This is a genomic window from Pseudidiomarina fusca (genome assembly GCF_032227045.1).
GTDB lineage: Bacteria > Pseudomonadota > Gammaproteobacteria > Enterobacterales > Alteromonadaceae > Pseudidiomarina > Pseudidiomarina fusca.
In genome coordinates, this window is sequence record NZ_JANFPJ010000006.1 from 252978 (window position 1) to 276174 (window position 23197).

The window sequence follows — 23197 nt, forward strand, 5'->3', positions numbered from 1 at the left end:
CAGAATTTGCACGGACTACCATCGTTACATCGGAGGTAACCCATGACTAACAAACTAAGTGTCAAAGACCAAACCTCTGAATTTCTGCTATACACCGCGCCCAATGGCGACATTAAAGTTGAAGTGTTACTGAGCGATGAAACCATTTGGCTAACGCAAGACAGAATGGCAGAACTATTTGGTGTTCAACGTCCGGCAATAACTAAGCACTTAAAAAATATTTTTGACAGTGGCGAACTGAATGAAAAAGTGGTTAGTTCCATTTTGGAACTAACCACTGAACACGGCGCCATTGCTGGGAAAACACAAACGAAAAAGGTGAAATACTACAACCTCGATGCAGTGATCTCTGTCGGCTACCGCGTTAACTCAACACAAGCTACCCAGTTTCGTATTTGGGCCACTCAACTGATCAAAGAATACATCATCAAGGGCTTTGCCATGGATGATGAGCGTCTGAAAAATGGCCAGTACTTTGGCAAAGACTACTTTAAAGAACTCCTCGAGCGCGTTCGTTCCATTCGCGCCAGTGAACGACGCATTTATCAGCAAATAACCGACATTTTTGCTGAGTGCAGTATCGACTACGACCCAAAATCAGAAACCACGCGCCAGTTCTACGCCCACGTGCAAGATAAATTCCACTATGCCATTACCGGGCATACCTCGGCTGAAATTATTAGCCTGAAAGCGGATGCAAGTAAGCCGCTTATGGGAATGACAACTTATAAGAATGCCCCCAAAGGTCGCGTGCTGAAATCGGATACGGCTATCGCTAAGAACTACTTATCAGAAACGGAAATTAAACAGCTAGAACGCACGGTATCGTCGTTTTTTGATTACATTGAGGGCATTATTGAACGGCGCAATACCTTTACCATGGAAGCCTTTGCCGCCAGTGTGGATAAGTTCTTGGCCTTTAACGAATATCAGATACTGGAAGGTTATGGCAGCGTGTCGCGCGCAATTGCTAAGCAGAAGGCCTACCAAGAATACGAACAGTTTAATAAGCAACAGACGATTGAGTCAGATTTCGACCGCGAAGTGAGAAAGCTGTTGCAGAAAAAGGAAACAAAGGAATGACCACCTACAAACCCATAGCCGAGTCAAAACACTTTATCGTTTTAGATAAGTACACCAAGCAATATGAAGTTGCTGAAAGCTATCAAAGCGAGAGTGATTTAGAGCGCGAGCTGATTCAAGATTTAGTGAATCAGGGCTATGAGTATGTGCCCGGTCTGAATAACCCAATGGCGATGCTTGCCAACGTGCGGGTACAGTTGCAAACGTTGAACAACGTTGAATTTTCAGACGGCGAGTGGGCGCGCTTTGTTGAAACCTACCTTGATAGGCCCAGTGACAGCATCACCGATAAAACTCGCAAAATTCATGACGATTACATTGAAGACTTCGTCTTTGATGATAGTCGTATTCAAAACATCTATCTGGTCGATAAAAAGAATATTGCGCGCAACAAAGTGCAGGTGATCAAGCAGTTTGAACAAACGGGTTCGCATGCGAATCGTTACGACGTCACCATTTTGGTGAACGGCCTGCCACTCGTTCAAATTGAACTGAAAAAACGCGGTGTGGCCATTCGCGAAGCCTTTAACCAAGTGCACCGCTATAGCAAAGAGAGCTTCAATGCCGAAAGCTCGTTGTTTAAATATTTGCAGCTGTTTGTCATTTCAAACGGTACCGACACGCGCTACTTTGCTAACACCGTGAAGCGTAACAAGAACACCTTTGATTTCACCATGAACTGGGCGAAATCCGACAACGGCTTGATTAAAGACCTAAAAGACTTCACTGCCACCTTCTTTCAAAAAGAGACCTTGCTCAAAGTATTACTGCACTTCTCAGTGTTTGATGTAAGCGACACCTTGCTGGTGATGCGGCCTTATCAAATCGCCGCCACAGAGCGCATTTTATGGAAAATCAAGAGCGCGTTTCAGGCCAAGCAATGGAGTTCAACCGATGCTGGCGGCTATATTTGGCACACCACAGGCTCGGGGAAAACATTAACCAGCTTTAAAGCAGCACGCTTAACGACCGAACTCGATTTTATCGACAAAGTATTCTTCGTGGTGGACCGTAAAGATCTCGATTACCAGACCATGAAGGAATATCAGCGCTTCTCGCCGGATAGCGTGAATGGCTCGGATAGCACCGCAGGCCTTAAGCGTAATTTGAGCTTGGACGACAACAAAATCATTGTGACCACCATTCAAAAGCTGAATAACCTGATGAAAACCGAGCGTGACTTACCGGTTTATCGTCAGCAGGTGGTGTTTATTTTTGACGAATGCCACCGCAGCCAGTTTGGTGAAGCGCAGAAGAACTTACAGAAGAAATTTAAGCGCTATTATCAGTTTGGTTTTACCGGAACGCCGATATTTCCACAGAATGCATTAGGCGCTGAGACTACCGCTAGCGTGTTTGGCCGGGAACTGCACTCGTACGTGATCACTGATGCCATTCGCGACGAAAAAGTGCTTAAGTTCAAAGTGGACTACAACGACGTACGTCCGCAGTTCCGGCAAATTGAAACCGAGCAGGACGAGAAAAAACTTAGCGCAGCGGAAAATAAACAGGCATTACTACACCCGGAACGTATTCGGGAAATCACCCAATACATTTTGACCCACTTCCGCCAAAAAACGCACCGAATGAAGGCTGGCGGGCGAGGCTTTAATGCCATGTTCGCCGTCAGCAGCGTTGATGCCGCAAAAGCCTACTACGAGGCGTTTAAGCAGCTGCAACAAGATGCCGAGCGACCTTTGCGTGTGGCGACCATTTTCTCGTTCGCCGCGAATGAAGAGCAAGATTCCATCGGTGAGATACCCGATGAAAGCTTTGAAGTTTCTGCCATGAATAGCAGCGGTAAGGAGTTTCTAAGCGCAGCGATTGCTGATTATAACGCCATGTTTCAATCCAACTACGGTGTGGACAGTAACGGCTTCCAAAACTATTACCGCGATCTTGCCAAGCGCGTGAAAAGCCAAGAAATTGATTTGCTGATTGTGGTGGGTATGTTCCTCACCGGTTTTGATGCACCGACACTGAATACCTTGTTTGTGGATAAGAACCTGCGTTACCACGGACTTATTCAAGCCTATTCACGCACCAACCGTATTTACGATGCTACCAAGACTTTCGGCAATATCGTGACCTTCCGTGATTTGGAGAAAGCGACGATTGATGCCATCACTTTATTTGGTGATAAGAATACCAAGAACGTGGTGCTCGAAAAGAGCTACACAGAGTACATGGAGGGCTTCACTGACCTCGTGACTGGGCAAGCACGACGTGGTTTTATGGAAGTGGTTTCCGAACTTGAGCAGCGTTTCCCGAATCCCGATGAAATTGAGCTCGAAAAAGACAAAAAAGACTTTGCCAAGTTATTTGGCGAGTATTTGCGTGTTGAAAACATCCTGCAAAACTACGATGAATTTGCCAGCTTAAAAGCGTTGCAGACCATTGATACGAGCGATGCAGAAGCTGTTGAAGCGTTCAAGATTGAGCATCACTTAAGTGACGACGATATCGCGACGTTACAAACGATTCGTATACCGCCTGAGCGTAAAGTGCAGGATTATCGCTCGACCTATAACGATATTCGCGATTGGATACGCCGCGAGAAATCAGCCGAGAACCAAGCACAGTCAACGATTGACTGGGACGATATCGAGTTTGAGATCGACTTGCTGAAGTCGCAGGAAATAAACCTCGACTACATTCTTGAACTGATCTTCGAGCAAAACAAGAAAAACAAAAGCAAAGGCGATTTAATTGAAGAAGTTCGCCGTTTGATTCGAGCCAGCCTTGGCAACCGGGCCAAAGAAAGCTTGGTGGTTAAGTTTATTAACCAAACTGAATTAGATGCGATACCAGACAAGTCGGAAATCATTGATAATTTCTATAAGTTTGCGCAAGCGGAACGTGATCGCGAAGCCGAAGAACTCATTCGTTCAGAGAACCTCAACGCCGATGCTGCCAAGCGCTACATCGCCGCATCTTTACGCCGCGAATACGCCAGTGAAAATGGCACCGAGCTAAATTCAACATTACCAAAACTAAGCCCGCTGAACCCGGAATACCGTACCAAGAAGCAAACAGTATTCCAGAAGATTTCGGCGTTTGTTGATAAGTTTAAGGGCGTTGGTGGGAAGCTTTAGGTTGGTTGCAATGGTCTTCTTTAAAGCCCGATCCCATCTTTGCCACCTCCCCCACGGAGTTTGGGCCGCTAGCACAAGGCTAGCGGCAAAGCTGTTAGTTTACTTCAACCACACGTAATTCAGGAGGGATAGAAAAAGTAATGTTCTCTTCGCGGCCACTGCGTTCTTCAACCTGATTGCCACCCCAAGCTTGTAGCTGTTTGATCACGTCACGCACCAACACCTCGGGGGCCGAAGCGCCAGCAGTCACACCAACCGCCTGCACGCCATCCAACCAGCCCTTATCGATACAGCTGGCATCGTCAATCAAATGCGATACTGTGCCCATTTTCTCAGCCAGCTCGCGCAGGCGATTTGAGTTGGAGCTATTGCGCGCGCCCACCACCAATAACAAATCAACTTCGGCAGCCAACTCACGCACTGCATCTTGCCGGTTCTGCGTGGCATAGCAAATATCATCTTTACGCGGCCCCTGAATATCCGGAAACTTGGCCCGCAACGCATCAATCACATCAGCGGTATCGTCTACCGATAAGGTGGTTTGACTCATGTAATGGAGTTGCTGTGGATTTTTCACCTCAAGGGTTGCCACATCAGCAACAGACTCAACCAAATAAATACCGCCTTTGGCGTTATTGTATTGGCCCATGGTGCCTTCTACTTCTGGGTGCCCAGCATGACCTATCAACACACACTCATGGCCTTTACGGCTCGCCCGCGTTACTTCCATATGCACTTTGGTGACCAATGGACAAGTGGCATCAAACACCTGCAAGCCGCGGTCTTTGGCTTCTTGGCGTACCGCCTGCGAGACCCCATGCGCAGAGAAAATCACAATGCTGTTGTCTGGCACTTCATGTAATTCATCCACAAACACTGCGCCACTAGCCCGCAACGAGTCCACCACGTATTTGTTGTGCACCACTTCGTGACGCACATAAATCGGCGGCTCAAAAATTTCCAACGCGCGCTCTACAATAGTAATGGCTCGATCTACCCCAGCACAAAACCCACGCGGATTCGCCAGCACAATATTCATTTTAAACTCCAAGTGCGTTGTTCGTTATTCGTCCGCTTCGCTATTCGTCCGTTCGCTACGCTCACTGTTCGTTATTATACTTCGAACAGCGCAGCGCACGAACAGCGCGAAGCGCGCACGATTAACGATGAACGGTTCTTAAGGATTCACTTCAATAATCTCAACCGCAAATCGTACCTGCTGGCCCGCCAACGGATGATTAAAATCAATGGTCACAAACTGGTCATTGATACTACGCACAATACCAGGCAACTCTGTGCCGTCGGGTTGCGGGAACGTAAAAATCATTCCTACTTCGGGTCGCTCAGCGCCAAACTTAGTGGTATCCACTTGATAATAGTTGTCGCGATTAGGTTCGCCAAAGGCATCTTTGGCCTCGAGCGTAAACTCACGCTCATCGCCTGCTTTGAGCCCAACCAAACAGGCTTCAAAATTTTCGGTTAACGAACCATCGCCCATCCGAAACTTAGCCGGTTTACCGGTCATCTTGGTGCTATCGGCAACTGAGTTATCACTCAACTTAATGGTAAAGTGCATAATCACTTCACGACCGTGTTCGATCGGGAGACGACTGATCATTATTTTGACTCCTGCCCCGCGGGCTCTTGACGCTGTTCAAAAAACGCTTCTAGCAACATCAATACAGCCCCAATAGTAATGGCCATGTCGGCAATGTTAAATGCTGGCCAATGCCACTCATTCACATAAACATCGATAAAATCGATAACATAGCCATAAATGATGCGATCAATCACATTGCCAATAGCGCCCGCTAAAATCAGCGTAAAGGCGAGGTTCTGCCGCCATAACCCGACCGGATTACGGCGCAACCACACCAATAACACCAAGCTCACGGCAATAGCCAAGCCGGTGAATAACCAGCGCTGCCAACCACCTTGATCACTCAAAAAACTAAAAGCTGCACCCATGTTGCGCACGTAGGTGAAATTTAAGTACGGCATTATCTCTATGCTTTCGTACAAATCAAACACCCGGATCACCCACTGCTTAGTAAATTGATCCAGCACAATAAGTAGCAAGGTTAACCACAAAAAGCGTAAGCCACTGGCACGCTTTTGCAAATCTATCGGCTTACTAGGCAAAATGACGCTCCTCACCTGCACCTTCAACGTTAGTTACGCAGCGCGAACAAAGGGTTGGATGCGCCGCAATGGTGCCCACTTCAGGGCGGTGGTGCCAACAACGGTCACACTTCTGTGCTGCTGCCTTCGCTACTTGCACCCACACCCCTGCTAAATCAGTAGCCGCTGCACCCGCTGGGGCAGAGGTCACGGTTTCGACAGTCACCGCAGAGGTAATAAAGGCAAATCGCAACTCATCACCTAAACTTGCTAACTGGCTGGCAATATCCGCTACCGCATAAACCGTTACTTCAGCTTGCAACGAACCACCAATCACCTCGTCACGACGCGCTTGCTCAAGGGTACGGTTCACTTCATCACGAACCGCCAACACGGTCTGCCACAATTCGTTATCTGCCGCAGTCACTGTGATAGATTCAGCAGCCCGATACCAACTCTCGGTAAAGACATAGTGCTGACGAGCCTGGCCATCGGCTAATTGACGCGGCAAGGCATCCCAAATTTCTTGGGCAGTAAAGCTACAAATCGGTGCTAACCAGCGTACCAGCATTTCGGCAATATGATACAAGGCCGTCTGACATGAACGACGCGCTACACTGTCGCGCTTCGCTGTATACTGGCGATCTTTAATCACATCTAAGTAGAAACTACCAAGTTCAATCGAGCAGAAGTGCATCAGCTTTTGCACCACCACATGAAATTGATAATCGTCTAACGCGGCCAATAATTCATTTTGCAAACTAACCGCGCGCGCCACAATCCATTTATCAATAGCAACCATCTCAGCCGCTGCGACCGCGTGTTGGCTTGGCTCAAACTCATTGATGTTCGCCAACAAGAAACGTGCCGTATTACGAATGCGTCGATAACTATCGGCTGCACGCTTCAAGATTTCATCAGATACCGTCATTTCACCGGAATAATCCGTTGCCGCTACCCACAAGCGCAGAATGTCACCACCTAGCTTATTCATGACCTCTTGCGGCGCTACCACGTTACCGATTGACTTGGACATTTTCCGTCCTTGTCCATCTACGGTAAAACCATGGGTCAGCACTTGCTTATAAGGGGCTTGTTGATACATAGCCACGCCCGTTAACAACGACGACTGGAACCAACCACGATGCTGATCCGAACCCTCTAGATACAAATCAGCTGGCCACTGTAAGCCCGGTGTTTTTTGCAGCACGGCTTCGTGCGTTACGCCCGAGTCAAACCATACATCCAAGGTATCGGTTACTTTGCGATAATCCGCTGCCTCGTCACCGAGTAGCTCTGCTGCATCTAAATCAAACCAAGCCTGGATACCAGTTTGTTCTACTCGCTTAGCGACTTCTTCAATCAGTTCCAGTGTACGCGGATGCAACTCATCGTTGTCACGCCGTACAAACACCGCAATCGGGTTACCCCAAGTGCGTTGGCGCGAGATACACCAGTCCGGACGACCTTCCACCATACTTTCAATACGGCTTTGGCCCCACTCTGGCACCCAACGTACTTGTTTAATTTGCTCTAACGCTGTGCTGCGCAGCCCTTGCTTATCCATGCTGATAAACCACTGTGGCGTAGCACGGAAAATGATCGGGGTTTTGTGCCGCCAGCAATGCGGGTACGAGTGCTGATAGGCCTCATGGTGAACTAACTTGCCGGCTTCTTTTAACGCCTCAACGATGTTGTCATTAGCTTTCATCACGTGCTGACCAGCAAACATCGGTGTGTCATCTTTATAGACGCCGTTGTCACCCACTGGGTTATACACCTCAATGCCGTAGCGCTGACCAACAATAAAGTCATCCACACCATGGCCTGGTGCCGTGTGTACACAACCCGTACCCGATTCAGTGGTGACATGCTCACCCAAAATTAAAGGCACCTGCACGTCCGCAAATAACGGATGTTGCACCAACATATTTTCTAGCGCCTGGCCCTTGGCAAAGCCAAGTTTGTGGTAATGCTCAATACCCCAACGCGCCATCGCACTGGTCACCAAATCATCAGCCAACACCAAGCGCAGCGCCGGCCGCTCTGCCGTAGCCTCAACCTGCACCAAGCTATAATCCAAACTTGGATGCAACGAAATGGCTCGGTTGGCCGGAATAGTCCAAGGTGTGGTCGTCCAAATCACCACCTGCACTTCGCCTTCACCGGCGTGGTCTTGCGGATGATCAAAGGCCGCTACCAACTGGGCTTGGTCAACCGCTGCAAAGCCTACATCGATAGCTGGTGAACGCTTATCTTGATACTCTACTTCGGCCTCCGCCAAGGCTGAACCACAGTCCGTACACCAATGCACTGGCTTAAAGCCCTGCTGTAAATGACCATTAGCAATGATCTTGCCCAACGCCCGAATGCTATCCGCTTCTTGTTGCGGGTTCATGGTTAGATAAGGATTATCCCAATCACCAAACACACCCAAACGTTTAAAATCTTCACGCTGACCATCTACTTGCGTTAACGCATAGTCGCGACAATGCTGCCGAAACTCAGCAACGGTCAATTTTTTACCCGGCTTGCCATACTTTTTCTCTACTTGCAGCTCAATCGGCAAGCCATGACAATCCCAGCCAGGAACATAAGGCGCGTCAAAATCGCTAAGGGTTTTCGCCTTCACGATCATATCTTTCAAAATTTTATTAACCGCATGACCAATGTGAATGCTGCCGTTCGCATACGGAGGGCCATCGTGCAAAATAAACACCGGCTTACCCGCTTTAGCGGCACGAATCTTGCCGTACAAGTCGTCGGCATACCACTGCTCTAGCATCTGCGGCTCGCGCTGCGCCAAATTCCCGCGCATCGGAAACTCAGTTTCCGGCAGATTCAGCGTGTGTTTATAGTCGGTCATTATTTCTGTTCCTTTTTCCGGGGTGTTTTGTGCCCCATGACTTATTTCAAGTTTTGAATTATAAATGCGTTGTTCGTGCGTTCACTTCGTTCACTGTTCGTGATTCGTGCGTGCTTCGCACTGTTCGTGATTCGTTGTTCGTGCGTTCACTTCGTTCACTGTTCGATATTCGTCCGTGCTTCGCACTGTTCGAACAGCGAAGCGGACGAAGCACGAACAGCAACGCGGACGAACAGCGAAGCGGACGAATCATGGCCGAAGCTCTCGCGCAGCGCGAGCATCACGCTCTATTTGTTGCTGCAACGCAGCAAAGTCAGCGAACTTTTGTTCAGCACGGATAAAATGCCGCGGCACCACCTGCAACTGTTGCCCGTACAAGTCGCCGGTAAAATCAAACAAGTGCACCTCAAGCTGTACCCGCTCGCCATTAAGTGTCGGTCTACGCCCAATATTAGCAACGCCAGCATGCATTTTGCCATCATTGGTTTGCACCTGCACTGCAAAAACACCTCGTAACGGAGAGTGTAAACGCTTCAGTTGTAGATTAGCAGTAGGAAAGCCTATCGTCCGGCCTTTTTTTTCACCATGCACCACCCGTCCAGCGAAAGCAAAGGGGCGACCTAACATGGCCTCGGCTGCAGCAAAGTCACCTTCTGCGAGAGCTTGACGAATGGCGGTGCTGCTCACTCGCTGTTGCTGCTGCCGATAACTTTGCGTATCGACCACTGCAAAACCAAATTCGGCGCCAGCCCGCTGTAACATCGCAAAATCACCCGTGCGCCCGTGGCCAAAGCGAAAATCATCACCCACTACTAAAAATTTCACACCGAGTTTTGCCACCAACACCTGCTCAATAAAATCAGCCGCCGGCAAATTAGCAAACTTACGATTAAACTCAATCACAATATGGCGATCAATCCCTTGGGCTCGCAACGCTTGATGTTTTTCGCGCAGGTTGGTCAAGCGCGCCGGTGCTTTATCCGGCTGAAACAATTCTTGCGGTTGTGGCTCAAAGGTCATCACGGTGGCTGCAACACCGCGCTCTTGCGCCTGTTGTTTAACTTGCGCCAGCACCGCTTGATGGCCTAAGTGTACCCCATCAAAATTACCAATAGTGAGCACACACCCACGGTGGATAGAGCGAATGTTATGTATTCCGCGAATTAACTGCATGAGAACGTAGTGAGCCTATCGTTACTGGTGATTCGGTAAATGATTAACGTAAATGATTAACAAAGCGGCGATTATAACAGGCTCACCAAAGGCTAACCAGACACTAAAGACTCATTAATACCAGCTCGAGTAGCTGATCGCTCAAGCACCTCATCAAGATGTTGCTGTGTAGTTAATGATCATCGCCGTCGGCGTTGAGCAACTTAGTTAGGGCTTTTTCGACAACCTGTGGGTGCTGTAGCGGCACCAAATGGTCACTATCAGGCAACGGAATATACTGCCCGCCAGAAATCTTGGCCTGCTCAGCACTCCAAGCACTGCCTTCGCGCTGCCACTGTTGCAGGGCTGCCACCAGCTCGGCGTCATCCGCTGCAGCTGCAATCTCCTGTTGTTCGAAATCACTGTCGATAACACTCACAGGTATCTTAGTAATCATGGCTAGCGAGGCATAACTTTCTAGGTCCGCACGGTAGGCCGCTATCTCACGCGCCCGCGTTTGTTGCTGCGGTACCAGCAAGCGCAACTGCATGATCTGTTCAAAGTAGCTCCAATCCATCACACTCGAATCTTGCGCTACGAGCTCGCGCACATGTTGATGCTCAGCCTCAAGTTTTTCCTGCGTTCTCGCGGTCCAATTGCCCGCCGCCAAATGCGGTAGTAACTTATCCAGATTCGCCTCATACCAGTCAGCAGGATAGCCCTGATACAAACTCAACGAATGGGGTAACGGAATGTCAGGGTCGATGTACAGCATGGCTTGAATAGCAAACTGCTGCTGATAGGACTGATAAAACCAACGCGCACTGATACTGGCACTGGCAAACGCCACCACGGCCAACTCGGTTTCACCCAACTGCTGTAGCACCAAGGCCAAATCATCGGCAAAGCGACGATAGGATACCTCCTCGCTATAGCTACTCAAGGCATTACCAAGCCGGTCAACGCTATACACTCGATACTGCTGCGCCAACAACGGCTGCAAGGCTGCGAACCACGCACTATCACTGTGATAGTTATGATTTGGCCCCGCTAACAAAACCACCGCTGGGCCACTGTTCTCCAGCCCCATCGCCCGTACATGAAACTGCCCTGCAGTAGTGCTGACTAGCCGCGAATGCTCCGGCAACTGCGGCTGATCTGCGCTCGCCACAGCATCGTCAGCAGCGCTAGCAGACGGGCTAACCGCCATACTAAATAGCAGGGGTAGCAGCATAAGAAGAGAATACATTTTCATGAAAACATCCTGTTACAGCAGCAAGGGTCAAACCACACCAGCTAAACCACTTAGCGCCGGCTCCAATTATCCTACGTGAATGATGCTACCGGCCCTTCGCTAACAGCTTACGCCCTTTAGCTACGCCTAACAGCAACAACATCAATACATAAGTGCCTGCACCAGCGCCAATTAATACCGCCAACTGCCACACCCTATCCATAAATTCTACCGTCAACCACCAATCCCGCTGCGGCGCCAAGTACAACACTACCGCCACCATCGCCGCCACGGCCAGCGCCACTTTCAGGAAATACGTCAAAGTACCGGGATAACGCTTCAGCACCCCATCGCGCCACAGATTATAGCCCAACAAACCCGCATTCACTGCCGCCGATAACGAGGTGGCAATGGCCAACCCCACATAACCAAACGGAATCGCAAACACCAAATTGAACACCATGTTAGTCACCATGGCGATGATCCCGTACTTAACCGGACGCTTGGTATCCTGGCGCGAATAAAATCCCGTCGCCAACACCTTCACCAACATAAAACTCAACAAACCAGAACCGTAGGCAAACAAACTGTAAGAAGCCAGCCGCGCATCCTCAGGCGTAAACTCACCGCGCATAAACAGCACCATCAGCATCGGCTCGGCCAACACGATCAGCCCCGCCATCGCCGGCAAACCCAGCAACACCACCGTCCGAATACCCCAATCCAAGGTGCGACTAAACTCCGCCGCCGATTTATCCACATGCCGCGAACTCAACGCCGGCAAAATCACGGTCGCAATCGCAATCCCAAACAACCCCAGCGGAAACTCCAACAAACGGTCCGAATAATACAGCCAGCTAATCGACCCACTCATCAAAAACGAAGCAATGAAAGTATCCAACAGCAAATTAATCTGGCTCACCGACACCCCAAACAACGCTGGTATCATCAAGGTCCGAATTTTGGTCACCCCAGGATCACGCCAGCCCCAGCGCGGCCGCACCAACAATCCCGCACGGCGCAAAAACGGCAGCTGAAACAAAAACTGCACCGCCCCACCAACAAACACACCCCACGCCAACGCATATTCCGGCTGCTCTAACTGCGGCCCCAACCAGATCGCGAATACAATAATCGCAATATTCAAAAACACCGGCGTAAACGCTGCCACCGCAAACTTGCCAATGGTATTTAAAATAGCCCCAGCCAGCGCCGTAAAAGTAATGAACCACAAATACGGAAAAGTGATCCGCAACAAATCCGCCGCCAGCACAAACTTATGCCCCTGTGGCCCATCGTGGTACCAATCGATAAACCAGCCCGTACCAAACAACGCAGCAACCACCGGCGACAGCACCACCCCCACCAAAGTAACCATCGTCACCAAGGTACCCAGCGTGCCCGCCACCCGCGCAATCAACAACCGCTGCTCATCCAGCGTCTTGCCCTGCTTATATTCTGTTAACACCGGCACAAACGCCTGCGCAAACGCCCCCTCCGCAAACAACCGCCGCAAAAAGTTCGGAATCTTGTTGGCAAAAAAGAACACATCCGCCGCCGCACCCGCGCCCATCAAGTTCGCAATCACCACGTCACGCGCCAGCCCCAGCACCCGCGAAATAAGGGTCATGAAGCTAACGATTAAACCAGATTTAGCAAGGGATTTAGACAATGTAACCTCAACTTCGTTATTCGTTATTCGTTATTCGTGCGCTGCGCTGTTCGTCCGCTCCGCTATTCGAAGCTTCAACGTGTTAATTAACGCATTTAATAATTGGTATGTACGTGATAATAATTCATTTTCGTCTGATCTAATATAACCAAGTCGCACAGCAATCCTTAACTGCGTCTTAAGTTCAGCAAGTGAACCTCTAGCAATAAACAGAAAACGTAAGAAGTCTTTGCTACTTCCTCTGTGCGCTCCTTCTTCTATATTACTTGGAATGCTCACCGCACATCTTTGCATCTGGCTTTTTAATCCATACTTTTCGTCCTTCGGAAAACATCTCGTTATGCTGTAAATCTCACAACACAGCTCTATCGCAACCTTTGTAACAATTAATTCTTTAGCCACAGTCAACACTCCTTGTTTAATGTTTTCACGAACAGTGTAACGTACGAACAGCGCAGCGCACGAATAACGAATAACGAATTCCACACTTGACTTTAGGTCTAAAAACAGGCATATTCCCCGCCCTATTACACCAATGCATTTTGATAACGAATTTTAGGAGTTCACCTTGGCTAACATTAAGTCTGCTAAAAAGCGTGCGGTTCAAGCAGAAAAAAACCGTCGCCACAACGCGAGCCGTCGCTCTATGATGCGTACCCAATTGAAAAAAGTAATTGCTGCTATTGAAGCGGGCGACAAAGCGGCTGCTCAGCAGGCATTTACTGGCCTTCAACCGGTATTGGATCGTTATGCGACCAAAGGTTTGATCGGTAAGAACAAAGCTGCTCGTCATAAGAGCCGTTTAAGCGCGAAAATCAACGCACTGTAAGCATCTGCTTGCATGGTGTGTGATTAACTTCGTGTTACGAAAAAGCCGGCTTCTGCCGGTTTTTTTGTGGCTGCGTTCCCGTAGCTCAGCTGGATAGAGCAGCCCCCTCCTAAGGGGCAGGTCGCAGGTTCAAATCCTGCCGGGAACGCCAACCTTTGTATCGTCTCCACTGCTTAGGCCGGCGTTTAGGCCACAGCTTTCACGGCACGGTTAAATTCTCCTAGCTTAACCATCACGTCTGTAAGTGCAGCTCGCTCAACCTCAGTCAGGTACGGGTTCCAGATATCTGCCAGCAACACAATTCGAGTGCGGTCGCTGCGATTCCATGCTTCATGCAAATAGGTATCATCAAACGCAAAGGCTTTGCCTTCGTCCCAATGTATCTCGGTGATATCCGGTAGATGCAACGCGCAGTCCGTGGGAATATCTAAGCCCAAATGCAATACCGAGCGCAGGTTGGTGACGCCACGATGGGGTAAAATATGAGCTCCGGGGCGTAGAATAGAAAAACAGACTTCGGGCGAGTGCTGGGGGATGCGACACAAGGGTAAGCTATCTAGCACCGATGCCGTGGTTGGGCATTGGGCTAGGTTTTCAGTAAAGGCGTTGCCATGTCGATAAAAGAAGAACGCATCCCAGCTACCACCTTCGGTTAACTGTTCTTCGCCACCTTGATACTGAAAACGCGGGAACTCAGCTTGGGTCTCTAATACCCGATGCAGATCAGCCTGAATGCCGGCAGCGGCAGCTTCGTACTCATCAATAAAAGGCATCGCCTCGCGCGGAAATTGCGGTGCTACGGGTAAATCCGGTACGTAAAAATAGCTGGGTAACTGGCGCTTATCATGATGTTCAACTGCGATTTCACCCGTATGCATGCGCACGGCTTTAATCACTCGCGCCAGATCTTGCTGCTCGTAGTCTCGTTGTAGTTCGCTAATCCATTGCTGGCCTTGGGCGATTCGTTGCTGCGCACTTACTTTCAACGCATGCTGCACAAACGGTCGGCACCAAGGCGCAGTAGATGCATCATTGAGCCAAAAGCCAAGACTCTGCGCCGTATTAATGGCTTGGCTGTAATGCAAAAATGCAGCTTCAGGCTGTCCTAGCATTTCAGCAAAGCGCGCCACTAGCAAGCGCGTAGTAAAAGCATAAGGCTGTTGTTCTACTAAGCCCGTTAGTTGCTGCTGCTTGGCTTCGCTATCACAATACTGGCGAAGTGCTTGCCCCAGTTGTTCATGATAACCAACTTGCTTCGGCTCCGCTTGGATCAGTCGCTCTAGCAAGCCAATCGCTTGCAGTAAATCGCCTTGTTCGCTAGCTGTTACTAGTTGTTGTTGGAGTTCTGCTGTGGTTACTGCATTTGTCATGAGGGTACCTAATTCTTAAAGTTATTTCTGCCGGCGTGCGTAAGGTTTATCCCAGGCCTCAGAATGAATCCATTTAGCGCCCATGCCAAAACTAGGTTGGGTCGCAGCTAAACTGGTAAAATTAAAATCACGATGAAGGAACACAGACGTGGTCGAGCTGTGGCATTCGCCCGGCTTAAAGCCCGTAAAATCCACTTCGATTAAGCCTTGTTCGCGTAAAAACTTGGCCGTATTAGGGTGCCAATCAGCATTATCCAAAATGATCATACCACCTTGGTTCAGCTTACCTATGGCGGCACTAGCACAGTCATAACGGTAACCGGCGCTGTCCACAATAATCACATCAAAACCATGCTGGTACTGCTCAATGGTCCACGGAAAATCATCCCCCTCAACATGCAGCAAGGTCACATTATCAGCGAGTTCAGGCTTTAATTTTTGCACCCACTGGGCATTATTCTCGACGCTCATCACCTGCTGCGCCCGCTGCATCCAAAACTTAGTAGAGCCGCCGGCGCCAAACTCAAACACTCGCTTCTGACGATAATCAAACTGTTGCAAGTATTCAATAGCAGGGTAAGTAAACAAAGGTAACGGCTGCCCCTTGGCATCCTGTGCTGTACCTTCGTCTACTGCTTTCACAAAGCCGTATTCGGCCCGCACTATCTGTGTGATGGCCGCTAAAAACATCTCGCCTTTGGGCATTTCAACGGCTTGCGGATGGCGTTTTAATCTGCCGCCCTGCTCCTGTTCTTTACTAAAAGCACCCCAATACATGTTTATCGTTACTCCTCTGGCACCAAATCAAAAGCCACAGTCACGCGGTATTCATCGTCAGCAAAAGGCACGGTTCCATGCCACATCATCGACGGAAACAAGACCACTACGCCAGCTTGTGGTTTAACAATATAGTCAGGTTCATCCATGTAGGTCGGATCCAACTGCGCTTGGCCAAACTTGATCCAGCCATGGCCGTCATGGTTTACCGCCTTGGGAATCGACACATAGAAGCAGCCACTGATCCAGCCTTCGCTATGATAATGATTACGATGAAAGCCTGAACAATTCAGCCGCACACTCCAGGCGCCAGTGTACTTAAAGCGGCCACTTTTGCGCTTTAGAAACGGATGCTCTGGGTCATCGGGTAGCTCGGCAATATACTGTGTTACCGCGGCTGAAATCTGTTGCTTCAGCGCTTGAATATCTTCATCTTGATTAAGAAATAACTGGCCGTCGGTTTGAGTACCACTGCGTAGCGACTGCTGCAACGGATGTTGTTTTTGCGTATGCAGGCGCTCCAGTTTAGCCAGCAAGCCTTGATTAAAATCAGACAACCCGCCGTCTGCGGCGGTAGTTAACGCAAACGGGCGCACGAAACGTCCGAAATCGTACAAACGCTGATAGCCCTGCCAATCGCCACTAGCTTTCAACGCCGTAGCACGCATCGCCCACCAGCCCTGATGCCCAGGTGCTAACGTCACCAACTTTTGCGACAGCTGCAAGCACTCTACATAGTTTTGCTGCCCGAGTTGAGTCACAAACATCTCGTACAGTGCTTCTTGCTGCTCCGGTTGCAAGCTTAAGGCTCGCTGCAGATAATCTTCTGCACGGGCCAGTTGCCCTTGCATACGTTTTAAATGCCCTTGCAATAACCATACCGACGCTGGCACCGAGTCTAATTGCAACAAGGGCTGTAAGGTCTGCTCCGCCAGCTCAAATTGCTCAGCTTTGATTAACCGATGAGTTAACCCAAGACGTAGATCATGCCAGTCGTTATGAGCAGCTAATTGCTCGTAATAGCTACCCAGCCAATCGCTATCTTGCTGCAACCAGCGCATGTCTGAAAAAGTTTCGTGCAGCGCCAACTGACGTGGTTGCAAAGCAAGTGCAGCCCGCATATCGGCATAGGCTAAGTCGACTTCATCTAAGGCAAAAAACGCAAGCGCGCGTTGGCGTAAAAATGCCACCGATTGAGCATGGAAGCTCTGTTGCAAGAGCTCCAGCGCTTGCTGCGCCCGCCCTTGTAAGCGGTAAGCTTCCGCTGCAGCTAAGCGCGCTTGCGTATGCTGCGGTTGCTGTTTAAGCACTGTCAAAAAGGCAGCCAAGGCATCATCTAACTGCTGCTGTGCCAAAGCGGTTAAACCAAGGTTATAGCGCGCCTCAAAAAAGTTGGGCTGAGCTTGTAAAGCCAACCTAAATTGCTGCTGAGCTTGCTCATATCGTTGCTGTTGACGTAATAAATTACCGTAGTTATTCAGAATTTCGTGATGCTTAGGAGCTATCTTTAAAGCCTGCGTAAAACTTTGTGCGGCAGCGGTTAACTGTCCTAACTTACGCAGAGTTAAGGCCTGCACGTGCCATACCAACGCCTGCTCAGGCAGCTGTTGACTAAGCTGCTGCAACAAAGGTAGCGCCGCTTGATACTGCTGCTGTTGATACAGTGTCAGTGCTTGTTGCAGCACTGCTTGCGGTTGCTGGAAACGCTTCACCTGCTCTCCTTAGGCTCTCGAAAAAAAGCCACCAATAAAAAAGCCAGCAAATTCATGCTGGCTTTTTTCATCGGAACTGTCAACGCTTAGAACTTCATACCTAAACGAACGTACCAGTAAGCACCTGCCAAGTCATAAGAAGAAGCAATGGTGTTCATGTCTTGGTTGTTCGTGGTGTATGGAGGCTGACGGTCGAACATGTTACGAATACCGCCACTGATGGTGGTGGTTTCGTTCATCACGTAGCTCGCCTGCAAGTCGTGGTAAACCGCACTACCTGCATAAGTACTGGTGTAAGTAGGCTCGCCACTTAAGTCATCGGTACCTTGCATGTAACGTGCTGCCCAAGATACTGACACATTGTCCATATCGTAAGTAGCAGTGAAGTTTGCACGAACTTTAGAGAATGCAGCGATGCTGTCTTCCCACTGGTCTGCCGCATAGTAGCCAGCATACTGAGTAGGCTCAGCACCAGGTGAAGAAACAAAGCTATAGTCTTTCAAGTAAGTACCGTCTAAACGTAACTTCAACAAACCTGAAGCAAGATCGGTTGACCAGTTTGCGTCAAAGTCGTAACCAGAAGTTTCGAAAGTAGACAAGTTCGCTAAGCTAGCCACGATACCAGAAACGGCACCTAAGATATCACGATTTGGAGCGTTTGAGCTGTAAGCTGGACGACCCATCTCTGCGGCACCCAAGATCAAGTCACACAATGGGCTGCTGAAATCAACACTGGTATAACAGCCATTCACGATGGTGTTGGTGTCGATTTTACCTACGCCGTTATCAATTTTGATATCGAAGTAGTCAACGGCCAAGCTGAAGTTCTCAATGAACTCAGGCGTGTAAACAAAACCTACGGTTAAGCTTTCTGATTCTTCTGGCTCAAGATCTGGGTTACCACCAACCAATGATGCAGACTGGTTAGATGCTAATTCAAAGTCTTGTGGTAAGCCTTCAGCGGCACAGTTATCACGTAACGCTTGGTTGGTTTTAGTACCCCAATCATTACATGGCTCGTTGTACGCTAAGTTAGATTCTTGCTGTGGTGAGAATAACTCGCTAATACTTGGCGCACGGAAACCATCAGCACGAGTCGCACGAACCAACAAACCTTCAAACGGCTTGTACTCTAAACCAAATTTGGTGTTCGTGGTTGAATCCAAGAAGCTGTAGTTTGAGCTACGTACTGCTGCAGACAAGCTCAAATCTTCAACCCCTGGCAGATCTGCCAATAGTGGTACGTCAAGCTCAAGGTAAGCTTCAGTTACATCGTACTGACCTTCAGTTTTCTCACCAGCTACTGAGAAGATTTCACCAATCAGTGCAGCACCATCTGGTTGATACAAATAGTCTTCCCAACGTTTCTCAACACCGGCTGCCCAAGCGATATCGCCTGCTGGCAAACCAATACCCATCAAGTCACCAGAGATGTTAGCCAAGAACTGTTTGGTTTGGCCACGTACTACCGGAGAGTTAGGTAAGAACGCGTAATCCATCATCGCCTGGGTCAAGGTACCTGGTGCAAATGGGTTCCACACACCAGGGCAAGCTGCATCATCAGCACACAAGTCTGGGTCAGTTAAGTTCAAGAAGCGATTTGCGTTGGCACGACCGTAGTCAACACGGGTATCAACAAAGCGGGTGTAGTTATAAGACACATCCCACGTCCAACCATTGTCTAGGTAACCTTCAAAACCAGCAACCATACGATAATCGTTCATGTCTTGCGTGAACGCTCGGCCACCAGACTCTTCTAAACGACGGTTGATATAAAGGTCTTCACCTACTGGGTTGTACGGGTTAGTTGCTGGAACGAATTGGCCCCAGAAAGTACCCTCAGCACCCATCAACTGGTCTGATTGACGGTTAGTGAAACCACCTTCGATAAACGCAGTCGTGCTTGGTGTTAATTCATAAGTGGCAGCACCGTTGATGCTGAATACTTCCATTGGCGTAACCATGTAGCTTACTGCAGCGTAGTTAAAGCCATCGGTAGCATTGTTAAATGGACGCAGTGCACCTGTGGTTGGGTCAACTACGTAACCTTTGTAAGAATTAGATACGGTTGTCCAAGTACCCATCGCAGTAGTACCAGAACCACCACAGTAAACACCACCTTTGCCGTCATCGAACAATGGACATTCAGAGAAGTCACGATCGCCCTGCCAGATTTCGTTACGGTTGGTGTACTCTAGTGATAATACTACGTTACCACGGTCGCTAGAGGTACCTACGGTAGCTGCTAAACGCGTGGTCTCACCGTCGCCTTCGCCAGTTAGGTCATATTGAGCAACAAACTCAGCACCTTCAAAGTCGCGCTTGGTGATAAAGTTGATAACCCCGGCAATTGCATCAGAACCGTATGCGGTAGATGCGCCGTCACGTAGCACTTCAACGCGCTCAACGTACGCCATTGGGATAGAGTTCATGTCGCTGAATGCAGTACGACGACCGTTCACCAACAACAAGGTACGGCCAGAACCTAAACCACGCAAAGATACCGTGGCGCTACCGTTACTACCGTTGTTTACGTTCGAACCTTGCGCAGCACCGTTCACTGATGGCAACGAGTGTACGAATTTTTCTAGCGTAGCGTAACCTGAGGCTTCAAGGTCGGCAGCAGTAAATACTGAGATAGGGCTTGCGGTTTCAAGGTCGGTACGCTTGATGCGTGAACCTGTTACAGAAATGCGTTCTTGGGCTTCAGCACCGGCTTCGTCTTCAGACGTGTCTTGTGCTGCAGCTGTGCCTGATAATGCTAATGAAGCACCACCAAACATCAGAGCTAAGCGGATAGACTTAGCAACTTTGCTATTGGTATACATAATTATTCTCCCTGGACCACTTTTAAGTGATTTTTTTGCTATAGCTCAACACGCACAGCAGCGCGCGAACCAAGTCTGACCCAGATCAGAAAAAACCCCGTGAAATCGTTGTTTTTTTGATTAGGGTCAACCTGATACTAATGAAAATAATCGATGTGAGCAAGCGTTCTATCGCAAATAACTATAACAAAAGTGATCTTATTTTCACCGCACTGTGTCTAATCACCGATATAAACATGCAGTTTATCGTCATATTCGTGTTATTTCGGCTCTCACTTAACTAATTTTGCATTCATTTAACATGGTTAAGGCCTTGCTTTTAAGCCTAAAAAAAGCCCCTCTGCAAAACAGTGGGGCTTTTTCTCTATCGCGAACGTTTAATTAGTCGCCAATGTGCTCTTCGAAGAAGGCAAGCATCTTCTGCCAGCGCTCAACGTTATTTTCTGGTTTGTAGAATCCGTGGCCTTCACCTTTCTTATACAACCACTCGTACGGATGCTCACGCTCTTTCAAGGCATCACGCAAGCGGAAGGCATGCTCTTCTGGCACCCGGATGTCGGCACCACCTTGAATAATGAACACCGGCGCTTTGAGCTTATCCACGTTATCAATCGGTGATTGCTCAGTACGGCCTTCGCTATCACTAGGTAGTACTTGATCTAAATAGTTACGGCCCGCTTGAGCTTCAGAAATATCGCCCTGTTCGTACATCAGGTTTAAGTCATACACCCCAACAAAGCCCACAATACACTTATACAGGTCTGGCTCACGAATACCACTTTGTACCGCAGCATAACCACCATAAGAGGCGCCATACACGCAGACACGGTCTGGGTCGGCTATTTTCTCTTTCACTAAGTGCATCACCCCATCGGTCATGTCGTTAATCATGGTGGTGCCCCAGTTCTTATAACCAAGCTCCATAAATTTCCGACCGAACCCACCTGAGCCACGGAAGTTAGGCTGTAATACCGCATAACCATGTTCTGCTAGCACTTTAGCATCAGAGTCCATGCTGCCCATGCTGTCGCGAATACCATGCGGGCCGCCATGTGGTAATAAGATCAACGGCAAATCTTTGGCTTCTTTACCGTTAGGCAAGGTTAGTAGAGCATGAATATCTAATCCGTCACGGCTTTTATAGACAATAGTTTGCGTCGTTGGAATCGTATGTCCATCCAACCAAGGTTTAGCCGCAGCAATCGGCGTAAGCGCACGCTTATCGCGGTCGAACAAATAAAACTTTGCAGGAGCATTCACTGACTCTACCCGCACAATCAATTTACGATTATCACGCGTTGACGAGTTAATGCCCACCGACTGACCTGGGAAAGTAGCGATCAAGCTTTGCACCAAGCGGGCGTAATCTTTATCTTCAACATCGTCAAAAAAGAAGGTATCAATACCATTGTATTCAAAGGCAGCACCAATCACTTCGTTGGCACGACCATTCTTCACACTCATGATCGGCATCAAATCGGTATTTGGATGCTCAGCCATCACGGTTTCTTGTTTGGTGCTTAAATCCAACACACTCAACGAGCGAGTATCCGATTGGCTATCACTCAGACCTAACACTTGGTCGGTACCTGGCAACATCAGTAAGGGCATAAAACCGCCATCGGTTTCGTAATAACTGTCAACTTCGTACCAGTCTTTGTTGGCGCCGTCACGCCCTAGGATCACCGTCTTGTTTTTCTCGTTAGGGTCGATCCCTAACACCATCCGCGACACCCCATCGCTATCTAGTACTACCTGCACGTTAGTGCTCGCATAGGCACGCAGCGGGACGCGCCCTTCTGAACGCTTACGCCCAGAAGTAACCTTCATGGTATAAAGATCTAAATAGGGTTCTTTGGAGAAAAACGAGCGGGTGTAGATCATGATAGCTTCAGGATCTTCCGGTAAATAATCTACCACTTGTGCAAACTCGTAGTTGCCATCGCTTGAACGTGGGCCAGTTAGAATCACTTGGTTCGAGCCATCAGCATTCATGGCAAAGATTTCACCCGTAGGTACCGGTGCATCCAAAGAGCCAATCTCGCGCGCCATGGTCATGATTAGACGCTCGTTATTCGCCCACTGAAACGACGATACTGATTCACGCCCATTGCCTTGGGTGATAGATAGAATCTTGCTCTCGTTAATATCTAAGACGGTTAGTAACACCGAGCCTTCTTCATTACGCGATGTTGCTGCTAAATAGTCACCGCGGGGGGAGATTTTTACATCCAAGTATTGCGAATGTTTCGCATAGCTTTCTAGCAGCTCGGTTTTCACCTCAGCGCCATTCGTTAACATGGGTACAGCTAATGCTGCTAACCCCATCACCAATGAAGAATACTTCATATTTGCCTCGTGTTCTGTAGAGAGTGTCTGTCTTTATAATTGTTAATAATACTATCGTTAATTGTAAAACAAAGTAAATAAAAAAGCCCCACCTAAGTGGGGCTTTTAT

Annotated in this window: 16 protein-coding genes and 1 tRNA gene; 4 read left to right on the plus strand and 13 right to left on the minus strand. The window is 48.8% G+C overall.

Annotated elements, in window-relative coordinates; translation table 11 throughout:
- Window positions 1-42 precede the first annotated feature (42 nt).
- Both NOG12_RS04555 and NOG12_RS04560 read left to right on the plus strand, forming a co-directional pair.
- Window positions 43-1083 carry a virulence RhuM family protein gene (locus tag NOG12_RS04555; protein ID WP_313932525.1) on the plus strand — a complete coding sequence of 347 codons (1041 nt, stop codon included), beginning with the start codon at window positions 43-45 and terminating at the stop codon, window positions 1081-1083.
- A complete protein-coding gene (locus NOG12_RS04560) occupies window positions 1080-4178 on the plus strand; it encodes a type I restriction endonuclease subunit R (protein WP_313932526.1) in 3099 nt (1032 codons plus the stop codon). The genes NOG12_RS04555 and NOG12_RS04560 overlap by 4 nt, the downstream gene beginning before the upstream one ends.
- A 94-nt stretch (window positions 4179-4272) precedes the next feature.
- On the opposite strand, the gene ispH is transcribed toward NOG12_RS04560, so the two are convergent.
- The 8 genes from ispH to NOG12_RS04600 form a co-directional block, all read right to left on the minus strand.
- Window positions 4273-5217, minus strand: coding sequence for a 4-hydroxy-3-methylbut-2-enyl diphosphate reductase (ispH, locus tag NOG12_RS04565; protein WP_313932527.1), 945 nt, complete (start codon window positions 5215-5217; stop codon window positions 4273-4275).
- Between the two features lie 138 nt (window positions 5218-5355).
- Window positions 5356-5796: an FKBP-type peptidyl-prolyl cis-trans isomerase gene (gene fkpB / locus NOG12_RS04570; protein ID WP_153825940.1), complete on the minus strand. Its 441-nt coding sequence runs from the start codon at window positions 5794-5796 to the stop codon at window positions 5356-5358.
- The gene (gene lspA / locus NOG12_RS04575; RefSeq protein WP_110076100.1) at window positions 5796-6305 is read right to left on the minus strand and encodes a signal peptidase II; all 510 of its coding nucleotides are present in this window, start codon (window positions 6303-6305) and stop codon (window positions 5796-5798) included. Before lspA ends, fkpB begins: the two co-directional genes overlap by 1 nt.
- 7 nt (window positions 6306-6312) lie before the next feature.
- A complete protein-coding gene (gene ileS, locus NOG12_RS04580; RefSeq protein WP_313932528.1) occupies window positions 6313-9165 on the minus strand; it encodes an isoleucine--tRNA ligase in 2853 nt (950 codons plus the stop codon).
- 249 nt (window positions 9166-9414) lie between these two features.
- Window positions 9415-10338, minus strand: a complete 924-nt coding sequence (gene ribF / locus NOG12_RS04585) for a bifunctional riboflavin kinase/FAD synthetase (RefSeq protein WP_313932529.1) — start codon at window positions 10336-10338, stop codon at window positions 9415-9417.
- Window positions 10339-10510: 172 nt separating this feature from the next.
- Window positions 10511-11572, minus strand: a complete 1062-nt coding sequence (locus NOG12_RS04590) for an alpha/beta fold hydrolase (protein WP_313932530.1) — start codon at window positions 11570-11572, stop codon at window positions 10511-10513.
- An 85-nt stretch (window positions 11573-11657) separates the two neighbouring features.
- Complete coding sequence (murJ, locus tag NOG12_RS04595) at window positions 11658-13223, minus strand: murein biosynthesis integral membrane protein MurJ (protein ID WP_313932531.1); 1566 nt, start codon at window positions 13221-13223, stop codon at window positions 11658-11660.
- Between the two features lie 30 nt (window positions 13224-13253).
- Complete coding sequence (locus NOG12_RS04600; protein WP_313932532.1) at window positions 13254-13625, minus strand: four helix bundle protein; 372 nt, start codon at window positions 13623-13625, stop codon at window positions 13254-13256.
- Window positions 13626-13791: 166 nt separating this feature from the next.
- Between NOG12_RS04600 and rpsT the strand changes: the two genes are divergently transcribed.
- Window positions 13792-14052: a 30S ribosomal protein S20 gene (gene rpsT / locus NOG12_RS04605; protein WP_110076084.1), complete on the plus strand. Its 261-nt coding sequence runs from the start codon at window positions 13792-13794 to the stop codon at window positions 14050-14052.
- Window positions 14053-14126: 74 nt separating this feature from the next.
- A tRNA-Arg gene (locus tag NOG12_RS04610) sits at window positions 14127-14203 on the plus strand.
- Between the two features lie 34 nt (window positions 14204-14237).
- Here NOG12_RS04610 and NOG12_RS04615 read toward each other — a convergent pair.
- The 5 genes from NOG12_RS04615 to NOG12_RS04635 form a co-directional block, all read right to left on the minus strand.
- Window positions 14238-15422, minus strand: coding sequence for an aspartyl/asparaginyl beta-hydroxylase domain-containing protein (locus NOG12_RS04615; RefSeq protein WP_313932533.1), 1185 nt, complete (start codon window positions 15420-15422; stop codon window positions 14238-14240).
- A 21-nt stretch (window positions 15423-15443) separates the two neighbouring features.
- Window positions 15444-16199: an O-methyltransferase gene (locus NOG12_RS04620; protein WP_313932534.1), complete on the minus strand. Its 756-nt coding sequence runs from the start codon at window positions 16197-16199 to the stop codon at window positions 15444-15446.
- 8 nt (window positions 16200-16207) lie between these two features.
- On the minus strand, window positions 16208-17911 hold the full coding sequence (locus NOG12_RS04625; protein WP_313932535.1) for a tetratricopeptide repeat protein: 1704 nt from the start codon (window positions 17909-17911) through the stop codon (window positions 16208-16210).
- Window positions 17912-17997: 86 nt separating this feature from the next.
- Complete coding sequence (locus NOG12_RS04630) at window positions 17998-20739, minus strand: TonB-dependent receptor plug domain-containing protein (RefSeq protein WP_153825950.1); 2742 nt, start codon at window positions 20737-20739, stop codon at window positions 17998-18000.
- 381 nt (window positions 20740-21120) lie between these two features.
- Window positions 21121-23088 carry a S9 family peptidase gene (locus NOG12_RS04635; RefSeq protein ID WP_313932536.1) on the minus strand — a complete coding sequence of 656 codons (1968 nt, stop codon included), beginning with the start codon at window positions 23086-23088 and terminating at the stop codon, window positions 21121-21123.
- Window positions 23089-23197: the final 109 nt, after the last annotated feature.